The 24,447-nt window shown below is 71.3% G+C and carries 19 protein-coding genes; 6 read left to right on the forward strand and 13 right to left on the reverse strand.

All coding sequences use genetic code 11. The features are described 5' to 3' along the window. Positions 1–11: 11 nt before the first annotated feature. Positions 12–1,124 (reverse strand): tetratricopeptide repeat protein, encoded by a 1,113-nt coding sequence (locus tag ELY19_RS21625; RefSeq protein WP_126198323.1) that lies wholly within the window; start codon positions 1,122–1,124, stop codon positions 12–14. After that, positions 1,121–2,404 carry an AAA family ATPase gene (locus tag ELY19_RS21630; protein WP_126198324.1) on the reverse strand — a complete coding sequence of 428 codons (1,284 nt, stop codon included), beginning with the start codon at positions 2,402–2,404 and terminating at the stop codon, positions 1,121–1,123. The genes ELY19_RS21625 and ELY19_RS21630 overlap by 4 nt, the downstream gene beginning before the upstream one ends. A 122-nt stretch (positions 2,405–2,526) precedes the next feature. Between ELY19_RS21630 and ELY19_RS21635 the strand changes: the two genes are divergently transcribed. Beyond that, a complete protein-coding gene (locus ELY19_RS21635) occupies positions 2,527–3,015 on the forward strand; it encodes a TspO/MBR family protein (RefSeq protein WP_126198325.1) in 489 nt (162 codons plus the stop codon). Here ELY19_RS21635 and ELY19_RS21640 read toward each other — a convergent pair. The 7 genes from ELY19_RS21640 to ELY19_RS21670 all read right to left on the reverse strand — a co-directional run bounded on the left by ELY19_RS21640 (position 2,929) and on the right by ELY19_RS21670 (position 12,695). Continuing rightward, positions 2,929–5,136, reverse strand: coding sequence for an MMPL family transporter (locus ELY19_RS21640; RefSeq protein WP_126198326.1), 2,208 nt, complete (start codon positions 5,134–5,136; stop codon positions 2,929–2,931). The genes ELY19_RS21635 and ELY19_RS21640 overlap by 87 nt on opposite strands. Continuing rightward, positions 5,133–5,969 carry a GNAT family N-acetyltransferase gene (locus ELY19_RS21645; RefSeq protein WP_126198327.1) on the reverse strand — a complete coding sequence of 279 codons (837 nt, stop codon included), beginning with the start codon at positions 5,967–5,969 and terminating at the stop codon, positions 5,133–5,135. The genes ELY19_RS21640 and ELY19_RS21645 overlap by 4 nt, the downstream gene beginning before the upstream one ends. After that, positions 5,966–7,249, reverse strand: a complete 1,284-nt coding sequence (locus ELY19_RS21650; RefSeq protein WP_197715948.1) for a SidA/IucD/PvdA family monooxygenase — start codon at positions 7,247–7,249, stop codon at positions 5,966–5,968. The genes ELY19_RS21645 and ELY19_RS21650 overlap by 4 nt, the downstream gene beginning before the upstream one ends. Before the next feature lie 131 nt (positions 7,250–7,380). After that, the gene (locus ELY19_RS21655; RefSeq protein ID WP_126198329.1) at positions 7,381–10,086 is read right to left on the reverse strand and encodes an MGH1-like glycoside hydrolase domain-containing protein; all 2,706 of its coding nucleotides are present in this window, start codon (positions 10,084–10,086) and stop codon (positions 7,381–7,383) included. A 173-nt stretch (positions 10,087–10,259) separates the two neighbouring features. Further along, positions 10,260–10,985, reverse strand: a complete 726-nt coding sequence (locus ELY19_RS21660; RefSeq protein ID WP_126198330.1) for a pirin family protein — start codon at positions 10,983–10,985, stop codon at positions 10,260–10,262. A 26-nt stretch (positions 10,986–11,011) separates the two neighbouring features. Beyond that, positions 11,012–12,100 carry a 2,3-butanediol dehydrogenase gene (locus tag ELY19_RS21665; protein ID WP_126198331.1) on the reverse strand — a complete coding sequence of 363 codons (1,089 nt, stop codon included), beginning with the start codon at positions 12,098–12,100 and terminating at the stop codon, positions 11,012–11,014. A gap of 85 nt (positions 12,101–12,185) precedes the next feature. Then, complete coding sequence (locus ELY19_RS21670) at positions 12,186–12,695, reverse strand: Lrp/AsnC family transcriptional regulator (RefSeq protein WP_126198332.1); 510 nt, start codon at positions 12,693–12,695, stop codon at positions 12,186–12,188. A 98-nt stretch (positions 12,696–12,793) separates the two neighbouring features. Here ELY19_RS21670 and ald point away from each other — a divergent pair, with 98 nt between their 5' ends. Next, positions 12,794–13,909, forward strand: a complete 1,116-nt coding sequence (ald, locus tag ELY19_RS21675) for an alanine dehydrogenase (protein WP_126198333.1) — start codon at positions 12,794–12,796, stop codon at positions 13,907–13,909. A gap of 23 nt (positions 13,910–13,932) precedes the next feature. Here the strand turns inward: ald and ELY19_RS21680 are convergent, their stop codons facing one another. Then, a complete protein-coding gene (locus tag ELY19_RS21680; protein WP_126198334.1) occupies positions 13,933–15,813 on the reverse strand; it encodes a putative nucleotidyltransferase substrate binding domain-containing protein in 1,881 nt (626 codons plus the stop codon). A gap of 142 nt (positions 15,814–15,955) precedes the next feature. On the opposite strand from ELY19_RS21680, the gene ELY19_RS21685 reads away from it, so the two are divergent. From ELY19_RS21685 to ELY19_RS21695, 3 genes are all read left to right on the forward strand, one after another. Beyond that, positions 15,956–17,461 carry an amino acid permease gene (locus tag ELY19_RS21685; RefSeq protein WP_126198335.1) on the forward strand — a complete coding sequence of 502 codons (1,506 nt, stop codon included), beginning with the start codon at positions 15,956–15,958 and terminating at the stop codon, positions 17,459–17,461. Positions 17,462–17,633: 172 nt separating this feature from the next. Then, complete coding sequence (locus ELY19_RS21690) at positions 17,634–17,891, forward strand: hypothetical protein (RefSeq protein ID WP_126198336.1); 258 nt, start codon at positions 17,634–17,636, stop codon at positions 17,889–17,891. 79 nt (positions 17,892–17,970) lie between these two features. Beyond that, on the forward strand, positions 17,971–18,972 hold the full coding sequence (locus tag ELY19_RS21695; RefSeq protein WP_126198337.1) for a glycerophosphodiester phosphodiesterase: 1,002 nt from the start codon (positions 17,971–17,973) through the stop codon (positions 18,970–18,972). Between the two features lie 16 nt (positions 18,973–18,988). Here the strand turns inward: ELY19_RS21695 and ELY19_RS21700 are convergent, their stop codons facing one another. Further along, on the reverse strand, positions 18,989–19,834 hold the full coding sequence (locus ELY19_RS21700; RefSeq protein ID WP_126198338.1) for an alpha/beta fold hydrolase: 846 nt from the start codon (positions 19,832–19,834) through the stop codon (positions 18,989–18,991). Positions 19,835–19,892: 58 nt separating this feature from the next. Here ELY19_RS21700 and ELY19_RS21705 point away from each other — a divergent pair, with 58 nt between their 5' ends. Continuing rightward, positions 19,893–20,489, forward strand: coding sequence for a TetR/AcrR family transcriptional regulator (locus tag ELY19_RS21705; protein WP_227967021.1), 597 nt, complete (start codon positions 19,893–19,895; stop codon positions 20,487–20,489). A gap of 179 nt (positions 20,490–20,668) precedes the next feature. Here the strand turns inward: ELY19_RS21705 and ELY19_RS21710 are convergent, their stop codons facing one another. Continuing rightward, the gene (locus ELY19_RS21710) at positions 20,669–22,000 is read right to left on the reverse strand and encodes a M16 family metallopeptidase (protein WP_126198339.1); all 1,332 of its coding nucleotides are present in this window, start codon (positions 21,998–22,000) and stop codon (positions 20,669–20,671) included. Between the two features lie 3 nt (positions 22,001–22,003). Next, a complete protein-coding gene (locus ELY19_RS21715; RefSeq protein ID WP_126198340.1) occupies positions 22,004–24,259 on the reverse strand; it encodes a polyribonucleotide nucleotidyltransferase in 2,256 nt (751 codons plus the stop codon). Positions 24,260–24,447: the final 188 nt, after the last annotated feature.

Genomic DNA, 24,447 nt, shown 5'->3' on the forward strand with positions numbered 1-24,447 from the left:
GCCGCGCGGCGCTACCGGCGGTCGGGGTTGCGCCGGTTCAGCACCGACCGGGTGATCCATTCGACGACGCGGTGGGCGATCAACAGCGGGAACATGATCCCGCCGAGACCCGGCACGATCGGCGAGACGAGGATCAGGACGATCGACGCCGCGGCGAAGATCCCCAAGGAGATCGCGATCGTGAGCACGGGCCCGCTGGTGCGCACCACGCGCCCCATCATCGCGTGGCGCCCGGCGGGGATCCTGCGATAGCCGAACAGGGCCCAGGCGCCCCAGAACAGCAGCTGAAGCGCCACGCCGACGGCCACGGGGCCGAGCGAGATCTCGCCCGCGCGACCGACGGGCGAGACCGCGATCGACGCCACGATGGTGATGAACATGGGCACGAACAGCAACCACCCGGTGCGGTTGAGGGTGTTGTAGGCCATGACGGCGAGGTTGTGCCGCGCCACGGGGTCGTGCGGATCCATCGCCGCCGACCGCGCGTAGGTGTCCACCTCCGCGGTCCACCTCCCCGGCCGGAAGCGCTTCATCGACAGCCCGCGGTTGTTGAGGGCCGCCGCGTTGGTGGGATCGAGCCGCAGCGCCTCCTCGTTCGCGCGCCGCGCGACGTCCTTGTTCCCGAGACGCTGCGCCGCCAGCCCCAGCGCCACGTGGTTCTCGGCCTCGCCCGGCTCGAGCTCGACGGCCCGGCGGGCCGCGGCGTAGGCCTCGCTCAGCAGCGTGCGGTCCTTCGTGTCGACGGCGACCCAGGCGAGCGTCAGGTGCGCGCCCCAGGCGTCCGGGTAGGTGCGGACGAGAGTGCGCGCGACGTCCAGCGCGGCCTGCTGATCGCGCGCGGCCAGGTACGCGTGCGCGAGCAGCACCGACGCCTTGTAGTGCGTCGGGTCCGCGCCGAGCGCGCGCCGATAGGCGGCCTTCGCCTCGCCGGCGCGGCCGAGGCCCGCGTAGGCCTCGCCAAGCACGACCTGCGCGTCGGGATCGTTCGGGTGTTCCGCGAGGTACGCCCCCGCCAGCGCCGCGGCGGAGGCGAACTGCCGAGCCTCGACGAGCATGCCGGCCTTCTGCAGCGTGCGGGCCCCGGCGTCCCCCCCGGCGGGCGCTGCGGCGCGCTGCTCGGTCACCGCTTGCCCCGGGTCCGCAGGTACTGCACCAGGTCGTCGTAGGCGCCGGACTCGTTGGAGAACGTGGCGACGTTCTCGGCGGCGGTGAACCACTCGCCGCACGACGACCGGATCGCTCGCACGGCCGAGACCAGGTCCGCCTGGGTGATCATGCGGACGGTGCCGGTGCGCGCGGAATCGAGCAGCGCCGTCTCGGAGGCACTCTCGCAGACGTGGGCGAGGTCGGCTCCCGAGTACCCGTCGGTGCGGGCCACGAGGTCGCGCAGGTCGATCCGCTCGATGGGGCGATCGCGCAGGTGGTACTCGAGGATCGCGGCGCGCGCGGGCGCGTCGGGCGGTGTCACCAGCACCATGCGGTCCAACCGGCCGGGCCGGCGCAGGGCGAGGTCCACGTCCCACGGCGCGTTCGTCGCCGCCAGGACGAAGACGCCGTCGTTCGCGGTGCCGGACTCCACGCCGTCGAGCTCGATGAGCATCTGGTTGACGACGGTGCGCATCCACTGCGACTGGTGCCGTGATCGCTTGCCACCGATGGCGTCGAGCTCGTCGAACATGATCACGCAGGGGGCCTTGCGCCGAGCGGACTCGAAGACGTCGTGCATGTTCTTCTCGGAGTTGCCCAAGTACTGGTCGAGGATGTCACTGATCGTCACGGACAGGAAGTTCGCGCCGAGCTCCCCTGCGACCGCGCGGGCGATGAAGGTCTTGCCGCAGCCGGGCGGACCGTACAGCAGCAGGCCACCGCGCAGGGACTTCCCGTACAGCCGGCGGAGTTCGGGATTGCGCATCGGCGCGAGGAAGGCGGCCTCCAGCCGTTCCTTGACGTGCTGCATGCCGCCGACATCGGCGAGCCGCAGGCCTTCGGTGCTCTCGACCTCCCACTTGCCCGCCGAGCCCGCGTCCGTGGTCGAGACGGTCACGAGCTCGTCCTCGTCGTCCTGCTCGTACCGCGGGCCGACGAGGTCCTCGACCTGCTTCTCCGCCGCGGCCCAGTCGAATCCGGCGACGGGCGCGTCGGGGCTGCGCGGCTCGGAGGGGGCGACCGGCGGGGCCGCGGGCGCCGGCCGGTCGACGGGGCCGCCCACGGCGCGCGCCATCAGCGCGCGGGCGTGTGGGTCCCCGGGAGCGCGGCTCAGTGCCGCGGCGACGTGGGCGACGGCCTCGTCACCCTGTCCGGCGTCGAGCAACAGTTCCGCGAAGTGCAGACGCAGTGCGACGTCCTCGGGGGCGGCGGCCACCGCCGCACGCAGGCTGGCCAACAACGGCGAATCCTCAGGCACACCGCCATTCTATCCAGCAACAACGTTGATTTTCGATTCGACGTCGCGAACATCACGGACCGGCGAACCACCACCCGGGGCGCGCCCGGCCGATCGCGCGTGTCCGATCTACGGTGCACGGCATGACCTCCACGCCGCGCACGAACTCCTGGCATCCGGTGGCCCTGATCGTCTCTCTGCTTGCGGTGGCGGCGGTCGCGGCCCTCGGCGGCCTCGCCTCCGCCGACGCGGCCGACGCCTACGGCGCCCTCGCCCAGCCCTCGTGGGCACCGCCGAGCTGGCTCTTCGGCCCGGCGTGGGGCGTGCTGTACCTGCTCATGGCCGTCGCGGCGTGGCTGGTCTGGCGCGTGCACCCCACCTTCCGCAGCCGCGCGATCGGGCTCTACGTACTGCAGTTGCTGGTGAACCTGTCCTGGTCGCCACTGTTCTTCGGACTGGAGCTGCGGGGCATCGCCTTCGGCCTCATCGTCCTGCTCGACGTCCTGGTGATCGCGACCATCGCCGCGTTCTGGGCGGTCCGCCGCTCAGCCGCGCTCCTGCTGCTGCCGTACCTCGGCTGGATCCTGTTCGCCAGCGCGCTCAACTACTCCGTGTGGACCCTCAATACCTGACGTGTGACCGCGCGGCCACCAGTTGGCCGTACCCGCGATCCGCATGAACGCGGGCAGCAGCACCAGCCGCACCAGCGTCGCGTCCAGCAGCACGGCGATGGCGAGACCGACGCCGAGCATCCGCATGAACGAGACCTCGGAGAAGCCGATCGCCGCGAACACCACGGCCATGAGCACCGCGGCGGCGGTGACCACGCGCGCCGTGCTCGCGATGCCGCGGGCGACGGCCTCGTCGTTCGCGGCCCGGTCCCGGCCGGGTGTCCCCTGCCACTCCTCGCGGATCCGGGACAGCAGGAACACCTCGTAGTCCATCGAGAGGCCGAAGGCGATGCAGAACATCAGCACGGGCATGTCCGCGATGAGGTGGCCGGTCACCGTCGTCCCGAGTCCACCGAGGTGGCCCTCCTGGAAGATCCACACCATCGCCCCGAACGTCGCCGAGAGCGAGAGCACGTTGAGTACCAACGCCTTCATCGGCAACAGCACGCTCCCGGTGAACAGGAACAGCAGCAGGAGCGTGGTCACGGCGATGGCGACCAGCACCCGCGGAACGGCACCCAGGATCGAATCCACCGCGTCCCGGTCCGCTTGCGCCGCACCGGCGAAGAGCGTCGGCGCGGGGGCCGGGACCGCACGCAGGGCGTCCAGCTGGGCGCGGCCGGCGTCCGACCGCGGGTCGTGTTCGCTCGTCACCGTCATCAGCCGGGCGAAACCCGCACGGGCCGTGGGGTCGCCGTCGGCGACGCGGACGCCGCGCTGCCACGTCCCGTCCGGCCCGGTGACGGGCCCCGTGCCGGGGGCCCGGGACAGCTCCCGGGCGTAGTCCTCGGTGCCCGAGGGTGCGCCTTCCGGCAGCAGGATCAGCACGTCCGCGGCGGGGTTCGGCTGGAAGTCCGCGCGCAGCTGGTCGCCCACCCGGTGCGACGAGGCGGTGGCCGGCAGGGCGCGGTCGTCGGGGTAGCCGAGCTTCGCGCCGAGGAACGGCGCTCCGAGAGCGAGGAGGAGCACGACCACGGCGATCCCGGCCGGGACCGCCCGGCGCTGCACGGCTTTCACCATCCGGTACCAGCGGGACTCGTCCGCGGGACGCGGCCCGCGGCCCACACGGAGACGGTCGATCCGGTCGCCCAGGAGGGTCAGGATCGCGGGCGTCACCACGAGGGTCGCGAGCGCCGTGAACGCGACCACGACCAGGCCCGCGTACGCGAAGGAGCGCAGGAAGTACATAGGAAAGAGCACCATCGCGGCGAGGCTGAACCCCACGGTGATCGCCGAGAACAGCACCGTCCGCCCGGCCGTCGCCATGGCGGTGACGAGGGCCTCCTCCCGGCCCCGCGCCGGCACCTCCTCCCGGTAGCGGCTGACCACGAGCAGCGTGTAGTCGATGGCCAGCGCCAGGCTCATCGCGGTGATGAGGTTGAGTGCGAACACGGAGACGTCGGTGATCTCGGCGACCAGCCGGAGCAGTCCCGAGGTGGCGATGATGGCGGCGATCCCGACCACGACGGGTACGGCGGCGGCGATGAGGCCGCCGAACGCCCACACCAGGACCAGGAAGGTGAGCGGCAACGCGATCAGTTCGGCCCGCAGGAGGTCGCTCCCCGACTGGTCGTTGATCTGCAGGTAGGTCATCGCCTCGCCGCCCGCCTCGACCCGCACCCCGTCGGGTGGGCGGGGCAGCCCGTCGATGATGGCGCGGGCGTGATCGGGCGCCTCCCCCGTACCGCCGGTGAGGCTCGCGACGACGAGGCCGGTGCGGCCGTCCGCGGAGGTCAGGCGCGGTGCGGCCGCGGGATCCGACCAGGCGGAGAGCGCCGACTGCACCGCGGGGGCGCGGCGGACGCTGTCCGTGACCGCGCGGCCGTACTCGGCCGCGGCCGGCACCGCGCCGGGCGTCTCGGCACGCACCGTGAGGACGAGCGACGAGCCGCTGCGGCGGAAGTCGTCCTCGAGGATCTGCTGCGCACGGGCGGATTCGGCGGCCGGGTCGGTGCTGCCGCCGCTGCGGAGCGCGCCGCCGACGCCCGCCCCGAGCCAGCCCAGGACGACGAGCAGCAGCAGGGCCGCGGCGAGCACGGTGCGGGGCCGTGCGGCGACGGCGCGGGTCAGGCGCGCGATCACAGCGCGGCGAGGAAGGAGCGGACCTCGTCGAGGCAGCCGGCCCGGCGCATGCGCTCGTCCTCGAACAGCACGAGGAAGTCCGCCATCTCGAAATCGGGGTCGTACGAGGGCATGCCGCAGACGACGCCGCCGTACCGGACGGCGATGCGGATCGTCGGCGGTACCAGGTCCTCGGCGGAGCCCTCGGGGCGCGGCAGATCGGCGATCGGCACCCCGTCGACCACGACGGGGCGGATCGGCTCGGCCCGCACGGCTCCGTCGGCGAGGGCGCCGTGGTCGGTGAGGTAACCGAGCGCCGCGCGCACCAGGGCGGCGCGGGGGTGGAGACCGTCCTCCATGCGGACGGACATGCAGCCCATCGCGAACCGGAAGCCGGCGCGCTCGTAGAACGCGAGCAGCGCGATCCGCAGCAGCATCGAGACCACACCGCCGCGGTAGGCGGCGGCGATCGTCGCGCGCCCCCACTCGGCCACGTCGTCGGCCATCGCCGCGAACGCCGGGCTGAGGCGGAACATACTGGTGGTGAACACCTCCCGCTGATAGCTCGGCGCGGGCAGGATGATCCGGTAGCAGCCCACGATCTCGTCGGTCGGGTCGTGCCGGACGAGGAGATGAGCGCTGTAGTCGTCGAACCGGTCCACGTCGATGAGGCGACCGAGCCGCTCACTCATCACCGCCCCGGGCAGCGGGGCGCCGAGTTCCGTGGAGAAGGCGTCGTAGCGCAGGGCCTGCGCACGCTCGACATCGCGCGGGTCCTCCGCGACGAACACGGTGAACGGGGTGCGGTCCGTCGCCGCGAACAGCACCGTCCCCGCCGGGGTCCCTGTGGTCATGACGACTCCTCGTGTTCCAGCGCGCGGGCGATCTCGCCCGCGCGGACGGCGACGTTGGACAACAGCGTGGTGCCGAGCCCGTGGCCCGGGAGGTCCGCGCCCTGCACATACAGGCCCGGCACCTCGGCACCGGCGATCACGGCGCGGTGCGAGCGGGCTACACGCACCTCGGCTCCGGGCGCGGCGATACCTTCGAGCCCGGTCAGTCCGCCGGGCTCGAAGCCCGTGGCGCAGACCACGGCATCGACCACCGCGGTGGTGCGTTCGCCGGTGGTTCGTCGGCGCAGCTCGATCGCGATGCCACCGCCGGGTCCGGGTCGCGCACTGACGATCTCGCTCGTGCGGTGCACGCCGAGCCGACGGGGGCCGCCCACCTTCTCCCGGTACCAGCGGTCGTAGAGCTCGCGCGTCAGCGCGTGCTCGACCGCCGCGTAGTTGGTGTTGCCGTGCCGGTGCAGCAGGGCCTCGCGCACCTCGGTCGGCGCGACGTCGAACTCGTCCACCACACCGGGGTCGAAGACCTGGTTGACGAACGGGCTCTCGTCCACGTCCGCAAGCCCGAAGCCGTGGAAGGCGATGTCCACGCCGGCGCCGGCGTCGTGCAGGTGCAGCGCCACCTCGGCGGCGGACTGCCCGCCGCCCACCACCAGCAGGCGAGCGGTCGCGACTCCGCCGGGGAGGGCGCGTTCGAGCGCCGCGAGCCGCGGGACGAGATCGATGTTGTGGAACACCCGGGTCGGATCGAGCCCGTCCGTCCATGCGGGGAGCACGGGCCGGAGGCCGCGCGCGACCACCACGGACCGTGCGCGGGTCACCCGCTCATCACCCTCCGGTCCCCGGTGGGTCACGGCGAACCGCGGGCCGTCCGCGCAGCGGGTCAGGCCCGTCACCGTGCGGCCGTACCGCACCTGCTCGGCGAACGGCTCCGCCGCCCAGGCGAGGTAGTCCGCGAACTCGGCCCGCTCAGGAGTGAGCACCGCGCGGTTCACGAAGTCCACGAGCCGTCCCCGGGCGCCGAGGTAGGCGACGAAGGAGAACGGGCTCGCCTGGTTGCGGAGCGTGACCAGGTCCTTGAGGAAGCTGATCTGCATGGACGTGCCCGGCAACAACATGCCGGGGTGCCAGGCGAAATGCTCGCGGCGCTCCAGGAAGCGCACCGTGCCGAGCCGACCCGGCGACTCCGCCAGCGCGATCGCCAGCGCCAGGTTGGCGGGCCCGAATCCGACCCCGAGCACATCGACGACGTCGCCGTCATCGACTGATTCCGTCGTTCGCGTCACACCCTTCCCCATCGAGTCGGGGCGGGTGGCTGGTCATCCGCCTGAACGGATCGTAACCCCGAAAAATACCTGTACGGCGTACTCAATCAGACATTTTCGGATCTTTGCAATGCGAAACGGGGAGTCGTGGATCAGGCCGCGCCCGACGGCGGTGGCTCCATCGGCAGGCGCGGGTTGTGCAGGTGCGCGACGAGCCCCGTCCAGCCCGTCTGGTGGGTCGCGCCCAGCCCCTCGCCGGTGTCGCCGTCGAAGTACTCGTAGAACGTGGGGTGCTCCGCCCACAGCGGGTTGTCGCTCCCCTCGATCCGCCCCGCGTCGGCCGGGCGGCGCGCGCCGCCGCCATCGGGCCGCGCGACCGGCCGGAACAACCCGACGAGCCCCTCGTCGATCACGTCGGCGGCCTCCTCCAGCGTGCACATGTTCTCGGAGCCCGTGGGGATCGCGATGGTGAACGAGTCGCCGAAGTGCCTGCCGTACGTCCGCAACTTGTCGGCGAGGAGCACGTTCACCGGGAACCACACCGGCCCACGCCAGTTCGAGTTCCCGCCGAACATGCCCGTGGTCGACTCGCCCGGTTCGTACTGGATGGAGACGGTGTTCCCGTCCACGTCCTCGGTCACCTGCTGCTCGGCCTTCGAGAGCGACCGGATGCCGTAGGGCGCGAGGAACTCCGCGGGATCGAACATCCGCTCCAGCACCCGCCGCAGCCGGTCTGGACTGACCAGCGACAACAGCATCCGCCCGTCGCCCGAACCGTCCGGGGCCGCGCCCGAGAGGACCGGCTCCACGAGCTCCGGGCGACGCGACCGCAGCCAGTTGAGCCGCGCGGTGACGTCCGGGCACTCCTGCGCCGCCCACGACGGGACGTCGGTGGTCCCCAGGAGGGGCAGCAGACCGACCATGGAGCGGACGCGCATCGGCAGCGCGCTGCCGTCGGGGCGCACGAGCACGTCGTAGAAGAAGCCGTCCTCCTCGTCCCACAGCGAGAGGCTGTGCGAGCCGAAGTTGTAGGTGGCCTTCGAGATCTGCAGGAAGTGCTCGAGGAACTTGGTGGCGCAGTCCTGCCATACGGGGTCGTGCCGCGAGAGCTCGATGGCGATCTTGAACATCTGCTGGCAGTAGAACGCCATCCAGCTGGTCGCGTCGGACTGCTCGAGCCGGTAGCCGGGCGGCAGGGGCGCGGACCGGTTGAAGAAGCCGATGTTGTCCATGCCGAGGAAGCCGCCCTCGAAGACGCCGGCGTCGTCGGAGCCCTTGCGATTGACCCACCAGGAGAAGTTGAGCAGCAACTTGGTGAAGACGCGGACGAGGAAGTCCTGATCCCGCCAGCCGTCGATGCGGTAGACGTGCCAGGCGGCCCACGCGTGCACCGGCGGATTGACGTCGCCGAACTCCCATTCGTAGGCCGGGAGTTGGCCGTTGGGATGCATGGCCCACTCGCGGCACATCAGCACGAGCTGTTCCTTGGCGAACTCGGGATCGACGTGCGCCAGTGGGATGCAGTGGAAGGCCAGGTCCCACGCGGCGAACCAGGGGTACTCCCACTCGTCCGGCATGGAGATCACGTCGGCCAGCGAGAAGTGCTTCCACGTCGTGTTCCGGCGACCCGGGTCGGTCCGCTCGCGCGGCGCGGGATCGACGGCCGGGTCGCCCTCCAACCAGGACTCCACGTCGTAGCGGTAGAGCTGCTTGTTCCACAGCATCCCCGCGTAGGCGCGCCGCGCGACGGCGCGGTCCTCGCCCTGCACGTCCTCGTGGATCACGGTGCCGTAGAACTCGTCCGCCTCCTCGCGGCGGTCGGCGAAGACGGCGTCGAAGCCGGGGCCGAAGGTGTCGAGCGACGGCGCCGTGCGCGACATGCGCAGCCGGACGGTGACGCTCCGCCCCGCCGGTACGGAGGCGAAGCGGTACCAGATCGCCGCCTTGGTTCCCCGCTCCGCCGGGTTGACCGCGGCCTCGTCGCCCCGCACGACGCGCTTGGTGATCGCGTCCTTCGGGTACGGCGAGGCGTTGGCGGCGGCGCCGAAGAGCTCCACGGCGTCGGTCTCGTTGTCGCAGAACAGGAGCTGCGGCGCCCCCTCCGCCGCGAGGTGGTACTCGCCCAGCCACTGGTGCGTGACGCGCACCGCCTCGAGTCCTCCGGCCTGCGGGGACCGCACGCGCGTGATCTCGCCGCGACGCTCGTCGTGACCCCATGCCCAGGTGTTGCGCAGCCACAGCTGCGGCAGCAGGTCCAGCGGCGCCGGGGACGGCCCGTGATTGACGGCCTCGATCTCGACGCAGATGTCGTCGGGCGCCGCCTTGGCGTAGCGCACGTGCACGTCGAAGAAGCGGTTGTCGGCGAGGACGCCGGTGTCGGCGAGCTCGTACTCCCGCTGCGTGCGGTCGCGCGCGGCGTTGGCGTCGCGGAGCTGCTGGTACGGGTACTCGGCGTGCGGATACCGGTACATCCAGTGCATCCAACTGTGGGTCGGCGTCCCGTCGACGGGCCACCAGTACTCCTTGACGTCCTCGCCGTGGTTGCCCTGCGCGTTCGTGAGCCCGAACAGGCGTTCCTTGAGGATCGGGTCGTTGTGGTTCCACAGGCCCACGGCCAGGTTGAGGAAGCCGTACCGGTCGCAGATGCCGCCCAGCCCGTCCTCGCCCCACCGGTAGGCGCGGCGATGCGCCTGCTCGAAGCCGAAGCTCCCCCAGGCGTCCCCGTTACCGCTGTAGTCCTCGCGGACAGTGCCCCACTGTCGCCCGGCCAGGTAGGGACCCCACAGCCGCCACGGCCCGTCGGGTCCGGGACTCTCCGCGAGGCGGCGGTGTTCGGCCGTCGATTCGGTGTTCTGCACCGGAGAATCCTCCTACACGGAGCGCCGCACCGCAGGAGGTGGACCGAGCCGAAGACGAACGGGCTCGAACGGACATCCCGTTCCGGGCGGGTACGCCTCACGATGTCGATTTCCGCGCGGGTGCACGTGCTCCTGAGCACGCGCGGGCCGGCAGACGCCCGAATCGTGAGCGGTCAGAGCGCTGACACCGCCTGCGCATGCATCTCCCAGAACAGGATCTCGGTCCCGTCCTGCGCGGCACGGACGACCAGTTCCCCGGCGTCCACGGTGCGCAGCGCGTCGCCCTCCGCGAGTCGCGCGTCGCCGACGGTCACCGCTCCGGTCACGACAAAGAGGTGTCCGTAGGGCGCGGGCGGAAAGACGACCGACTCCCCCGCCGAGAGGCGGGCGGCGTGCAGGGCGGCGGCGTCGTTGTTGATGGTGACGGCCGGATCGTGCCCCGCGATCCCGGAGGCGACGAGCACCGCGCCGCGACCGTCGAGCGGGACGTCGGCGGTGCGGTACTCGGGTTCGCCGCCGGGCGCGTTCGGCGGGAGCCACATCTGGATCACCCGGGCCGTCACGCCGGTGAAACGCGGGTTCTGCTCGCGGTGGTTCACCCCCGTTCCGGCGCTCATCGCCTGTACCTGACCGGCGCGGACCACACCCGTGGCACCCGACGAATCGTCGTGGTGCACCTCGCCCGTGATCACCCAGGTCACGATCTCGGCGTCGCGGTGGAAGTGCCGGTCGACGCCCGATCCCGGGTCCACGAGGTCGTCGTTGTGCACGAGCAGCTGCCCGTGCGCGTTCGCGCCCAGATCGAACTTGCCGGTGAAGGGCATCGACTGCCGGGCGTACAGCCCCTCGCCGCGCCAGTGCGTGCGGTCGGCGGCGGGGACGATCCTGCTCTCGCTCACCCGGCCAGCGTAGGCGGCTCCCGCCGTCAGACCGCGGCGGGCAGCCCCGCGCCGGACGGGGAGACGAGGATCTTCACCGCGGTCTCGTTGTGGTGCAAGAGCGTGTCGTAGCCGACGGTGACGAGGTCGTCCAGCCCGATCCTCCCCGTGATGAACGGCGCCAGGTCGACGGTCCCGCTCTCGACCAGCGCGATCGTCGCGGCGTGGTTGTTGACGTAGGCGATGGTGCCGCGCATGTCGATCTCCTTGAGCACCAGCTTCTGCATGTCGACGGTGCCGGGGTGCCCCCAGATCGAGACGACCACGAGCACCGCCTGCGGACGCAGCGCGTCGAAGAGCGTGTCCAGCGCGGGCTGCACGGAGGTGCACTCGAAGCCGACGTCGGCGCCGCGGCCGCCCGTGAGGTCGCGGACGGCCTCGACGACGTCGACCTCCGTGGGATCGAAGACGTGGTCGGCGACACCGGTCTCCGCCGCGCGGCTGCGGCGCAGGGAGCTGGGCTCGCTGATCGCGACGGTGAGTCCCTTCGCCTGGCAGACCGCGGCGGTCAGCAGGCCGATCGGTCCGGCACCGGTGATCAGCGCGAACGCCCCCGCGCCGGCACCGGAGCGCTGCACCGCGTGGTAGCCGACGGCGAGCGGCTCGATGAGCGCCGCCTGATCCAGCGGGACCTCCTTCGAGACGCGGTGCACCCAGCGGCGCTGCACGACGATCCGCTCCGAGAGTCCGCCACCACGGCCGCCGAGGCCGATGAAGTTCATGTTCGGCGAGAGGTGGTAGTCGGTGCTCGCCGGACCGGTGTCCACGTCGTCGGCGATGATGTACGGCTCCACCACCACGTGATCGCCCACCTCCAGGTCGTCGACGCCGGCGCCGACCTCCGCCACGACGCCGGACATCTCGTGCCCGATCGTCAGTGGTGCGGCCTCCCCGCTCACCGGGTTCGGGTGACCGCACGGCGGGACGAAGATCGGCCCGTCGACGTACTCGTGCAGGTCGGTGCCGCAGATTCCGCACCAGGCGACGTCGATGGCGACGGTGCCCTCCGTCACCTCGGGCGCGGGGACGTCCTCGATCCGGACGTCGTTCCGGTCGTAATAGCGCGCTGCTCGCATGGTTTCCTCCGATCGGGCCGTGTGATCCACCACACAGTCACAACGGCGGGTGTGCCGCGTCGATCGTTGCAGCGGGTTGCACGCCTCAGAGCGGTGCGGAGCCGCGGACGTGCTCGAAGACGAGGGAGGTGTTCGTGCCGGCGACCTCCTCGCGCGCGCTGAGGTACTCGACGAGGTGCCGGAGGTCGTCGGTGTCCACGGCGGCGACGTGCAGGAGGTAGTCGTCGCCGCCCGCGAGGAAGTAGGCGTCGATCACCGGAGGCAGATCGATCACCGACTCCACGAACTGCCGGATCCGGTGCCGAGCCGTCGACCGGAGCGTCACGGCGATCATGGCGCGCAGCGGCCGCCCGACGGCCGCCGGGTCGACGTCGGCGTAGAAGCCGCGGATCACGCCCGCGTCGGTGAGTCGCCGCACCCGCGTGTGCACCGTCGACGGGGCGAGGCCGACCTCCTCCGCGAGGGCGGCGTTCGACACCCGGCCATCGCGCTGGAGCACGAGCAGGATGCGCCGGTCGGCCTCGTCGAGCAGGGGGCGACGATCGTTCGACGATGTCGGGCGATACGCCGTCCTCACAGAATGTACGTCAGTCATTTCTCAGTTCTCCAGAATCTTCTTCCGCACGCTTGAACACTTCCCGGTGTTTCTTCAGACTATGTGACACAAGCCACCCCGCCTGACAGGAGCACACGATGCGCGTCGGTATCCCCACCGAGATCAAGAACAACGAGTACCGCGTGGCGATCACGCCCGGTGGTGTCGCCGAACTCACGCGACGCGGCCACGACGTGCTGATCGAGGACGGCGCGGGCGTCGGGTCGGCGATCGGCAACGAGGACTTCGAAGCCGCGGGCGCCCGCATCGTCCCGACGGCGGACGAGGTCTGGGGCGAGGCAGACCTGCTGCTCAAGGTCAAGGAGCCCATCGAACCGGAGTACGCCCGGATGCGCGCCGACCAGACCGTCTTCACGTACCTGCACCTGGCCGCGTCGCGTCCGTGCACGGACGCGCTGCTGTCCTCGAGGACCACGTCGATCGCGTACGAGACGGTGCAGCTGCCCGACGGCTCGCTCCCCCTCCTCGCGCCCATGTCCGAGGTCGCGGGCCGGCTCGCGCCGCAGGTCGGCAGCTACCACCTCATGCGCTCCAAGGGTGGTCGCGGCGTCCTCATGGGCGGCGTCCCCGGCACCGCGCCCGCGAAGGTCACGGTGATCGGCGGCGGCGTGTCCGGCATCAACGCGGCGCAGATCGCCGCGGGCATGGGCGCGGACGTCACCGTCTTCGACCTCGACGTGCGCAAGATGCGCGCCGTCAACGCCCAGTTCGGCGGCCGGGTGCACACCAGCTACTCCACCTCCCTCGCGCTCGAGGAGGCCGTCGTCGAGTCGGACCTCGTGATCGGCGCCGTCCTCATCCCGGGCGCCGCCGCGCCGAAGCTGGTCTCCACCGAACTGGTGCACCGCATGCGGCCGGGCGCCGTCCTGGTCGACATCGCGATCGACCAGGGCGGGTGCTTCGCCGACTCGCACCCCACCACGCACGACGATCCGACCTTCGCGGTCGGCGAGACCGTCTTCTACTGCGTCGCCAACATGCCCGGCGCGGTGCCGCGCACGTCGACCTTCGCGCTCACCGGCGCCACCCTGCCGTACGTGCTGCGGATCGCGGACAAGGGCTGGAAGGCGGCGTGCGCCGAGGACGCCGCCCTCGCCGCGGGCCTCTCCACGCACGACGGGGTGCTTCTCAACGCCGGCGTCGGCGCAGCGCTGGACATCGAGTCGAAGGCGCCCGAGGCCGTCCTGGCCTGAGCCGCGGGCTCACCGGTGCCGGTTCACCATTCGCCGGCGTCGAGGTACTGCGCGAGGTTGGCCATCCGGCGCTGCACCGCGGCCACCTCGCGCACGCACTGCTCGAGGAGTCCGCGGTCCAGGGATGACATCCGCCGGATCGAGAGGACGTCGCCGGGCGTGCGGCCCGCCCCCATCTGCTCCACCTGATGCTCCATCCGGAGCCGCTCCAGGATCGAGAAGGCCTCGCGGAGCACCTCCGCGGAATCGTCCGGCAGCACCGGCGAATCCGCGCCCGCCGCCAGGCGGTTGCGGGTCTGCAGCTTGGTCGATCCGCGGCTCAGCGCCGCCCACCGGGCGATGTTCACCACCGGCACCAGAGCGTGCGCCTTGATGTCGAAGGTGCCGCCGCGCAGCGAGATCACGTCACGCACGGACCGCAACCGCGCCTTCGCGGTGAGGGCCTCACGCAGCATCAGGATGAAGGCACGAGGATGCTCCGACAGATGTTGATAGACACCGGCCACCGGCTGGAGCGTCAGGTCGCCCCACACCGGGCGGCCGTCCACGAGCAGCGACGCCATCATCATCGCGTTGTTCGACAGCGGCGCATCGATCCACTCGCCGGCCGCGTACAGCCACTCCGATTCGGTGCGGCAGAACCGCGGTTGCGCGGCGACGGCGCCGTTGGTGTCCGACGGGATGCCGCACTCCTCCAGCCGCCCGTGGACGGCGGCGGCCAGGGCGAGGGCGGCGGACCGTCGCACCTCGATCTCGTCCCCGGACGCGCCGGGCAGGTCCTTGATGATGATCGCGCTGTCGACGTCCGAACTGGGCACCACCTCGCGGCGCGAGACGCTGCCGAGCGAGAGCCACGTGAAATCCCCCTCCCGGAGTTCGGGGTGGACGGGCAGCTCGAGCTCGATGCAGCGGCGCACCATCGCCTCGATCGCGACGGCGGCGACGCCGGAGATGTGCCGGACCGGCGCCTGCTGGCCCCACAGCACGGGGAAGATCTCCCGGATCGTCGCGCCGATCTCCGGAAGTTCCCCGGCCTCGGCGCGCTCGATCCGGCGCTGCAGCGCGAACGTCGAGGTGGTGGGCACGGTGAGGAAGTCCACGTCCTGCACGACGCCCCGGACGGCGGCGTGCTCGTCGAGCACGGCCATGTAATGCAGCTTCCGGTCGAGCATCTCGATGAGGACGTCGGACGACAGCGCGGACTCGGGCACCGCCGCCAGGGGTGCCGTCATCACCGCGGTGACGGGATCGGTCACGGGCCTGCCCACGGAGATCACCCGGGCGCGCAGGTCGTGATCGGTGACGATGCCCAGCGGTTCGCGCGCCGCGTTCTCCACCACGATGTAGCCCGATTTGGCCGCGGTCATCGCGGTGGCGGCCTCCTGCACCGTGACCGTCGGCGGGCAGACGACCGGAGGGCGGCGCACGATCTCGCCCGCCGTCCGCTCGCGCACCTCCTCGGCGGAGACCGCCGTGGTGGGCCGGGCGAGTTCGGTGGCGAGGAAGGCCGCGCCGGCGGGGGTCGAGAACATGTCCCCGACGGCCCAGGCCGGCAGGCGCAGCAGCGTCACGTCGGACAGCGCGACCGCCCGGGGGCCGCCCTTCGCCCCGACCAGAATGACCACGTACCCGAAGACGCCGCCCGGGCCGACCACCTCGTCCACGTCGCCCACCTCGGTCGGCGACGCGGCCGGGAAGTTCCACACCCCGACCCGCCCCTCGAGGACCACGAAGGCGTGATCGGGCGAAGCGGACAAACCGTCGAGGATCGTCGCGCCCTCGGGGAACTCGCTGATCGACGATTCCGCCGCGAGACGTGCGCGAACGTCGTCGGGCAGCCCGTCGAACGGGGTGTGTCCGGAGAGGAAGGCGAACAGCTCCCCGAGGTCCGAGAAGTCGGTCATGGACCTATGTTTACACGCCCACACCGATCGACATCCCGAAGTCATCTCTCGGTAACGCGTCCGCGGAAGCGTTGCGAGGTCTACATTCCCATCCAGCGCACAACCCCATGCGCTCCGATACGTCGAGGAGAAAGACTCATCCATGACGCAATCCGTCGATAAGTTCGCGGCCGAGCAGGAGGGCTACAAGCAGACCCTCGGTCGGCGACACGTGCAGATGATCGCCATCGGCGGCGCCATCGGCACGGGCCTGTTCCTTGGCTCCGCAAGCCGCCTCAACAGCACGGGCCCGGCCCTGCTGTTCAGTTACGCCTTCGTCGGCGTGATCGCCTTCTTCCTCATGCGCGCCCTCGGCGAGCTGGTGCTGTACCGCCAGAGCTCGGGCGCCTTCGTCTCGTACGCCCGTGAGTTCTTCGGCGAGGCCGCGGCCTACGCCGCCGGCTGGCTGTACTGGATCTTCTGGGCGCTCACCGGCGTCGCCGAACTGTCGGCCGTCGCGGTGTACGTCAGGAAGTGGTGGGAGCTGCCCAACTGGGTCTCGGTGATCATCGCCCTCGGCGTGGTCCTCGTGATCAATCTGCTCTCCGCCCGCGCGTTCGGCGAGTTCGAGTTCTGGGCCTCGGTGCTCAAGGTCGCCGCGATCGTCATCTTCCTCGTCGTCGGCCTCGTCATCGTGATCGGGCAGATCACCGTCGGCGAGGGCGAGAAGGCCCACAGGGCAGGGATCTCCAACCTCTGGTCGAACCCCGGCGGATTCTGGCCGCACAGCGAGACCTTCGGCTGGATCGCGCCCATCGTCGTGATGTCGGGCGTCGTCTTCGCGTACGCCGCGATCGAGATGGTCGGTATCGCCGCGGGTGAGATGCAGAATCCGCAGCGCGAGGTGCCCAAGGCCGTGAACTCCGTGATCCTGCGCATCGGCGTCTTCTACTGCGGCTCGATCTTCCTGCTCGTGTGCATCCTGCCGACCAGCCAGTACGGCACCAAGAACGCCGCCGGCGATCTCGAGTCGCCGTTCGTGACGGTCTTCGAGCGCATGGGCGTCAGCTGGATGGCGACCCTCATCAACGGCGTCCTCATCGTCGCCGCCATGAGCTCGCTCAACGCCGGCCTCTACACCACGGGCCGCATGCTGCGCAGCCTCGCCGCCAGTCGCGAGGCGCCGAGCATGTTCATGAGGATGAGCAAGTCGGGCGTTCCCGCCACGGGCATCATCGTCACGTCGATCTTCTACGTCCTCGGGGCCGTCCTGAACGCGCTCGTGCCGAGCAACGCGTTCGACATCGCGCTCGAGGCCTCCGCGATCGCCGTCGTGGGCGTGTGGAGCCTGATCTTCCTGTGCCACATCCGCTACCGGAAGCTCTCCGACGCCGGCGTGGTCGCCACGAGCCCGTTCCGCGCGCCGCTGGCGCCGTTCATGAGCTACGTCGGCCTGGTCTTCCTGTTCCTCGTCCTCGTCGGCATGGCCTACTCGGGCTACAAGTCCGACGGCGGCTTCTGGGACAAGACCAACCTCATCGTCGTCATCCTCGGCATCCCCGCCTTCGTCGCGATCCTGGCCATCGGCTGGATCGCCGTGAAGCCGCGGGTCCTCGAGCACACGGGCGGCGATCTCGCCCCCACGTGGTCGCTCAAGGACCCGAAGTAGTCACGACCGCACGTCAGGACGCCCGCCGGCTCGCCGGCGGGCGTCCGTCGTCTCCGGGACCGGGCCGAGACGGGCCTGCGACGTGACGCCGATCCGGCGGTGACGCGGCGCTCGTACCGTCGGCAGCGGCCGCCCGCACCGGGCGCGGCGGCCCGTCACGAAGGAGAGAACCATGTCGATCCTCATCGCCGGTGGCCGACGGCTGCTCCTGGCCGCGATCGGCGCGGCAGCCCTGGCCCTGCCGGTCGCCGCGGCCGCGCAGGCGGCGCCGCCCGCGCCGACCGCCCCGTCGGCTCCCGGCGCACCCGCGCCCGCGCCGGCCGCGAGCGGTGCCCCCGGGAAGCCCGCGCCACCCCTCGGCGCTCCGGGTCGACCGGCGCCCGTGGCGGCGCCGACGCCGGGCACCCCCGCGGCGCCGCCACTCGCCTGATCCGTTCGCCGGCCACCCGCGGCTCCGTCGCACGCACGCCGTTCACCCGGGATTCATCGTGTGCGATTACGTTGCCGCCATGACCTCCCGCTCCCGCACCCCGTCCCGCGCCGCCGCGCTCGCGGCCGCCGTCACCGTCGCGCTGGCCGGGGCGGTGGTCGCCCCCGTGCAGGCGGCACCGTCGGGCTCGTTCGACCTGCAGTCGCACCGCGGTGGCCGGGGCGAGCACACCGAGGAGTCGCTGTACGGCTTCGCGCGGTCGCTCGAACTCGGCGTCACGACGCTCGAACTCGACATCGTGCTCACCAAGGACGAGGTGCCCCTGATCTGGCACGACCCGACGGTGCAGGCCGACAAGTGCAGCGACACCGCGCCCGCCACGCCCGGCGACCCGCAGTTCCCCTACGTGGGCAAGACGATCCACGACCTGACGTCCGCACAGGTGCAGACCCTCGTGTGCGCGAAGAAGCTGGATACGTTCCCCGCGGCGAAGGTGGTCGAGGGCAACCGCATCGCCACCCTGCCCCAGCTGTTCGACCTGGCCGCGCAGTACAGGGGCAACACCGTGCGGTTCAACATCGAGACCAAGATCGAGGCGGAGGACCGGGCGAAGTCGGCCGAGCCGGCGGCGTTCGTCGCGCAGATCCTGGGCGCGGCTCGCCGCGCGGATGTGCTCGACCGGATCACCGTCCAGAGCTTCGACTGGCGCTCGCTGCCCCTGGTGCGGGCGCAGGCGCCATCGGTGCCCCTCGTCGCGCTGTACGACGCGACGACGTGGAAGAAGGGTTCGGCATGGCTCGGCCCCGTCAGCTACGAACGGGCCGGTGGCGACGTGGTGCGAGCCGTCAAGGCCGCGGGGTTCGACGTCCTCTCCCCCGATCAGGAGCTCTCCGACGCGAAGACCGTGACCGCGGCGCACGCGGCGGGTCTCACGGTCATCCCGTGGACCGTCAACGAGGAGAAGGACATGCGGGCGCAGCTCGCGCTCGGCGTCGACGGCATCATCACCGACTACCCCACCCGCCTGCGCGGGGTGCTCGCGGCCGCGGGCAAGCCGCTGCCTCCGGCGTTCACGAAGTAGGCGCGCGGCGAGCGCGTCAATCCCTGCGCGCCGGCGCCGATTCCGCGAGGAAACCGGCGATCTCGTCGGCGACCCGCTGCGGCCGGTCGAGCATCGCCAGCACGTACGAATCCCCCAGCTCCACCAGTCGGCCGCGCGGCAACAGCTCGGCGAGCCGGCGTCCGTGTTCCCGCGGCATGACGGTGCCGTCGGCGATCCACAGCACCAGGGCATCGCCCGAGAAGCCGCGCAACGCCTCGGTCCGGCGGGTGAGATCGGCACGATCGAACGGAGCCCGCGCATGTTTGAGGAGGTCGCGGCGGATCAGGGGGTCCTCGACCGCCGGGCGGGTCCACGCGCGCATCAGCGCATCGGGAACGTCGTGCGCCATCCGCCCGAACAGGATCGGCAGGCGGCGCACTGCCCCGATCCGCAGGGCACGGAGACCGAAACGCAGGCCGGGCAACCGGGCGGCGACCGTCGCGGCCCTTCCCGGCAGGCCGGGCGGGAAGTTGTCGAAGGCCGTGCTCGGGAGGATCACGAGGCGGCCGATCCGCTCGTCGCGACCGAGCGACGTGAGGAGGAGGCCGCCTCCCCAATCGCTGTGGACCAGGGCGACGTCGCGCAGATCGAGAGCCTCGAGGACGTCGGCGATGAGGTGCGCGATCCCCTCGTTCGACAGGTCCGCGTCCGCGCGCAGGGGCACCGGATGGGCGCCGAGCGGAAGGTCGGGCAGTACGTAGCGATATCCCTCCGGGAGCAGCGGCAGCACGGGGTTCCACACCGTGTGGTCCATGAGCAGCCCGTGCAGGAGGACGACCGGCGGACCTTCGCCGAACGCCTCGTAGTGGATCCGGCCGGCGGGAACGGCGACCTCCGGCATGCCATCACCTCCATTAGAGTGAACGCTCTAGAGCGGACACTCTAGAATCTAGGGTGTGATGGTCGATCGGTCAATGCCCACCCGCGAGCGCCTGGTCGTCGCGATGGGGGAACTGCTGCGCCGTCAGGGCTACGGCGCCACCAGCGTCAAACAGCTCACCGAGGCCGCCGGCGCCCCGATGGGCTCGCTCTACCACCACTTCCCCGGCGGGAAGCCCGAGGTGGCCGCGGCGGCGCTCCGCACCTCCGGGGCCGCGTACGGGGCGCTCCTGCCCGCACTGCTCGACGATGCGCCGGACCTCGAGGACGCGATCCCGGGCGCCTTCGCGCTGGCCGCGGAGCACATCGCCGAGGCGGGCTGGATCACCATGTGTCCGGTCGGCACCGTCGCCGGCGAGGTCGCCGACTCCGAGCCCGAGGTGGCCGCCGCGGCGGCGGAGGTCTTCGCGGACTGGATCGCCGGCGGCACCGCGTACTTCGTGGCGCGGGGTCTCGACGACGACGCGGCGCGGGCACTGACACTGGCGGTGCTGAGCTCGCTCGAGGGCGCGTTCATCCTCGCGCGATCGCTGCGCAGTCCGGATCCGCTACTGGCAGCGGGATCCGCACTGCGCGAGCATGTTCGGCTCGTCGTGACTTCAGCCGAACACACGTAACGTCACCATGGCCGCGACTCAGCGCTGATCGTCGGGGGATCCGCTCGGACCATCCGGCCGTCCCCGCCCCTCGTTCCACCGATCCGGCCGGACGACGTCGATGTTCGCGCGCAATGCCATGGCCGCCCGCACCGCGGTCCACGATTTCCCAGCCGCCCGCCGCGACGAGCACCGTCATCTCAGCCGAGCCAGTTCCGGACCGGCGACGGCACGCCGCGCTTCCCGCGGTGCGGACCGAGGACCGCGCCGCCGAAGGGCTGCGAGAGCAGGTCCCGCGCGACGCGGTTCACGTCCGCCGCCGATACCTTGTCGATCCGCGCGAGCGTCCGGGTGACGGTGCGCTGGTTCTGGTAGTTGATCTCGCTGCGGCCGATCCGGTGCATGCGGGACTGCGCGTCCTCCAGGCCCAGCACGAGCCCGCCGCGGAGCGAGCCCTTGGCGCGCGCCAGTTCCTCCGCCGTGAGGCCGTCGTCCCGCACGTCCTCGAGGACCTTCCGCGCCACCGTCGCCACCTCGCCCAACCGCTCCGGGGAGCACCCGGCGTACACCGAGAACAGCCCGGTGTCGGCGTACGTGTCCACGGCCGAGTACACCGTGTACGCGAGGCCGCGCTGCTCCCGGATCTCCTGGAACAGGCGCGAACTCAGACCGCCGCCGATCGCGGTGTTGAGCACCGACAGCGCCCACCGGTCCGGGTGGAACCGGCCGTAGGCACGGGTGCCCGCGACGAGGTGCGACTGCTCGCCCTCGCGGTTCACGACGTGCAGCGCGGGCGGCCCGGGCAGGCGCCGGACGCCGGTCCGCACGGGCGCCGAGGCGGCGTCACCGTCGAGCCTGCCCTCGAACGCCTTCCGCGCCAGTTTGACCACCTGGGCGTGCGTCACGTTCCCGGCGACCGCGAGCACCATCCGCTCCGGCGTGTACCGCCGACGATGGAAACCGCGCAGTCGCGCGGCGGTCATCGCCTCCACCGACTCCTCGGTGCCGAGCACCGGCCGGGCCAGCGGATGATCGCCGAACAGGGCGGCGGTCGCCGCCTCGTTGACCAGGTCCTCCGGGTCGTCATCGCGCATGGCGAGCTCCTCGAGCACCACCTCGCGCTCGACCTCCACGTCGGCGGCGCGGCACAACCCGCCCAGAACGACGTCGGTCACCACGTCGACCGCGAGATCGACGTCGGTGTCGAGCACGTGCGCGTAGTAGCAGGTGTGCTCCTTCGACGTGAAGGCGTTGATCTCGCCGCCGACCGCGTCCACCTCCGCGGCCAGGGAGGCCGCGTCGCGGTGCGGTGTCGCCTTGAACAACAGGTGCTCGAGGAAGTGCGCGGACCCGGCCGAGGCGGGGTGCTCGTCGCGCGAGCCGACCGCGACCCACAGGCCGACGGCGGCGGACCGGGAACCCGGCACCGTCTCCGTGACCACCCGTAGGCCGCCGGGCAGGACGCTACGACGAACGGGGGCACCCGATCCGGATACCCCCGTCCGCGCAGCCCGTGACGTCAGGCTGCTCAGTTCCTACTCCTCGCCCGCTGCGGCCGTGGCGTCCGCGGTCGCCTTCGCCGCGTCCTCCTCGACGACGGGGATCAGGCTGATCTTGCCGCGCTCATCGATGTCCGCGATCTCGACCTGCAGCTTGCTGCCGACGTTGACCACGTCCTCGACCTTGTTCACGCGCTTGCCGTTGCCCAGCTTGCTGATGTGCACCAGGCCGTCGCGGCCGGGCACCAGCGAGACGAACGCGCCGAACGCGGTGGTCTTGACCACGGTGCCCAGGAAGCGCTCGCCCACCTTCGGCAGCTGCGGGTTGGCGATGGCGTTGATCCGGTCGATCGCGGCCTGCGCCGACGGACCGTCTGCCGCACCGACGAACACCGTGCCGTCATCCTCGATCGAGATGTTGGCGCCGGTCTCCTCGGTGATGGAGTTGATCGTCTTGCCCTTGGGGCCGATGACCTCGCCGATCTTGTCCACGGGCACCTTGATCGTGGTGATCCGCGGGGCGTACGGGCTCATCTCGTCGGGGGCGTCGATCGCCTCGGCCATGACCTCGAGGATCGTGGTGCGGGCGTCCTTCGCCTGACCCAGCGCGCCGGCCAGGACCTGCGACGGGATGCCGTCCAGCTTGGTGTCGAGCTGCAGGGCGGTGACGAAATCGGCCGTGCCGGCGACCTTGAAGTCCATGTCGCCGAAGGCATCCTCGGCACCGAGGATGTCGGTCAGGGCCACGTAGCGGGCCTGGCCGTCGACCTCGTCGGAGACGAGGCCCATCGCGATGCCCGCGACCGGCGCCTTGAGCGGCACGCCGGCGTTGAGCAACGACATGGTCGAGGCGCAGACGGAGCCCATCGACGTGGAGCCGTTGGAGCTCAGCGCCTCCGAGACCTGGCGGATGGCGTAGGGGAACTCCTCCACCGACGGCAGCACCGGCACGAGCGCACGCTCGGCGAGCGCGCCGTGGCCGATCTCGCGGCGCTTCGGCGAGCCGACGCGGCCCGTCTCACCGGTCGAGTACGGCGGGAAGTTGTAGTGGTGCATGTAGCGCTTGCTGGTCTCGGGGCCCAGCGAGTCGATCTGCTGCGCCATCTTCACCATGTCCAGCGTGGTGACGCCCAGGATCTGGGTCTCGCCGCGCTCGAACAGCGCGCTGCCGTGGGCGCGCGGGATCACGGCGATCTCGGCGCTGAGCGAGCGGATGTCGGTGATGCCACGGCCGTCGATGCGGAAGTGGTCGGTGAGGATGCGCTTGCGCACGAGCTTCTTGGTCAGCGAGCGGAAGGCCGCGCCGATCTCGCCCTCGCGGCCCTCGAACTGCGGGCCCACGGCCTCGAGCACCTCCGCCTTGACGACGTCGGTCGCGTTGTCGCGCTCCTGCTTGCCGGCGATCGACAGGGCGTCGTTGAGCTTGGCGGCACCCGCGGCCTCCACGGCGGCGAAGACGTCGTCCTGGTACGCAGGGAACAGCGGGAACTCGCCGGTCGGCTTGGCGGCGCCCGCCGCGAGCTGCTTCTGCGCCTCGCAGAGAACGGCGATGAACGGCTTGGCGGCCTCGAGGCCCTCGGCGACGACGGCCTCGGTGGGCGCGGTGGCGCCGCCCTCGATGAGCTCGATGACGTTCTCGGTGGCCTCGGCCTCGACCATCATGATCGCGACGTCGGCGTCCTTGCCGGAGCCCGAGACGATGCGGCCGGCGACGACCATGTCGAAGACCGCGCGCTCGAGCTGCTCGACGGTCGGGAAGGCGACCCACTGGCCGTCGATCAGGGCGACGCGCACGCCGCCGACGGGGCCGGAGAAGGGCAGGCCGGCGATCTGGGTCGACGCCGAGGCGGCGTTGATCGCGACCACGTCGTACAGATCCTTCGGATCGAGAGACAGCACGGTCACGACGACCTGGATCTCGTTGCGGAGACCGTCGACGAACGACGGGCGCAGCGGCCGGTCGATCAGGCGGCAGGTGAGGATCGCGTCGGTCGACGGGCGACCCTCGCGACGGAAGAACGAGCCGGGGATCCGGCCCGCCGCGTACATGCGCTCCTCGACGTCGACGGTCAGCGGGAAGAAGTCGAAGTGCTCCTTCGGCTGCTTGCTGTGCGACGTGGCCGAGAGCAGCATCGTCTCGTCGTCGAGGTACGCGGCCACCGAACCGGCGGCCTGCTGCGCGAACCGGCCGGTCTCGAACCGGATGGTGCGCGTGCCGAAGGAACCGTTGTCGATGACGGCGACCGCTTCGGTGATGTCGTCGTCGAATTCGACCTGAGTGTTGTCCGACATGAAGTGGGGGGAAGCCTTTCTTCGCGCGGTCCGTCCCCACCTGGCGGCGCGCATGCTGCGCGCGGCCGGAGTCGTTCGACATGGCGGCGGGGCGCCGTGGGCGCGGTCATCGATCGAAGCCGTCGGACTCGCGCGTCGGATGAGGACGGCGCTTCCGGCGACCACTACCGAGGACCACCCCGCGGGGA

It is taken from the genome of Tsukamurella paurometabola (assembly GCF_900631615.1).
In the GTDB taxonomy this organism is placed as follows: domain Bacteria; phylum Actinomycetota; class Actinomycetes; order Mycobacteriales; family Mycobacteriaceae; genus Tsukamurella; species Tsukamurella paurometabola_A.

Excerpts from the sequence above, each read along its gene's own strand:
- ELY19_RS21670 (WP_126198332.1), bottom strand. The coding sequence starts at position 12,695 with ATGACTGACGTACATTCTGTGAGGACGGCGTATCGCCCGACATCGTCG.
- ELY19_RS21705 (WP_227967021.1), top strand. The coding sequence starts at position 19,893 with ATGGTCGATCGGTCAATGCCCACCCGCGAGCGCCTGGTCGTCGCGATG.
- ELY19_RS21680 (WP_126198334.1), bottom strand. The coding sequence starts at position 15,813 with ATGACCGACTTCTCGGACCTCGGGGAGCTGTTCGCCTTCCTCTCCGGA.
- ELY19_RS21715 (WP_126198340.1), bottom strand. The coding sequence starts at position 24,259 with ATGTCGGACAACACTCAGGTCGAATTCGACGACGACATCACCGAAGCG.
- ald (WP_126198333.1), top strand. The coding sequence starts at position 12,794 with ATGCGCGTCGGTATCCCCACCGAGATCAAGAACAACGAGTACCGCGTG.
- ELY19_RS21690 (WP_126198336.1), top strand. The coding sequence starts at position 17,634 with ATGTCGATCCTCATCGCCGGTGGCCGACGGCTGCTCCTGGCCGCGATC.
- ELY19_RS21700 (WP_126198338.1), bottom strand. The coding sequence starts at position 19,834 with ATGCCGGAGGTCGCCGTTCCCGCCGGCCGGATCCACTACGAGGCGTTC.
- ELY19_RS21645 (WP_126198327.1), bottom strand. The coding sequence starts at position 5,969 with ATGACCACAGGGACCCCGGCGGGGACGGTGCTGTTCGCGGCGACGGAC.
- ELY19_RS21635 (WP_126198325.1), top strand. The coding sequence starts at position 2,527 with ATGACCTCCACGCCGCGCACGAACTCCTGGCATCCGGTGGCCCTGATC.
- ELY19_RS21695 (WP_126198337.1), top strand. The coding sequence starts at position 17,971 with ATGACCTCCCGCTCCCGCACCCCGTCCCGCGCCGCCGCGCTCGCGGCC.
- ELY19_RS21665 (WP_126198331.1), bottom strand. The coding sequence starts at position 12,100 with ATGCGAGCAGCGCGCTATTACGACCGGAACGACGTCCGGATCGAGGAC.
- ELY19_RS21685 (WP_126198335.1), top strand. The coding sequence starts at position 15,956 with ATGACGCAATCCGTCGATAAGTTCGCGGCCGAGCAGGAGGGCTACAAG.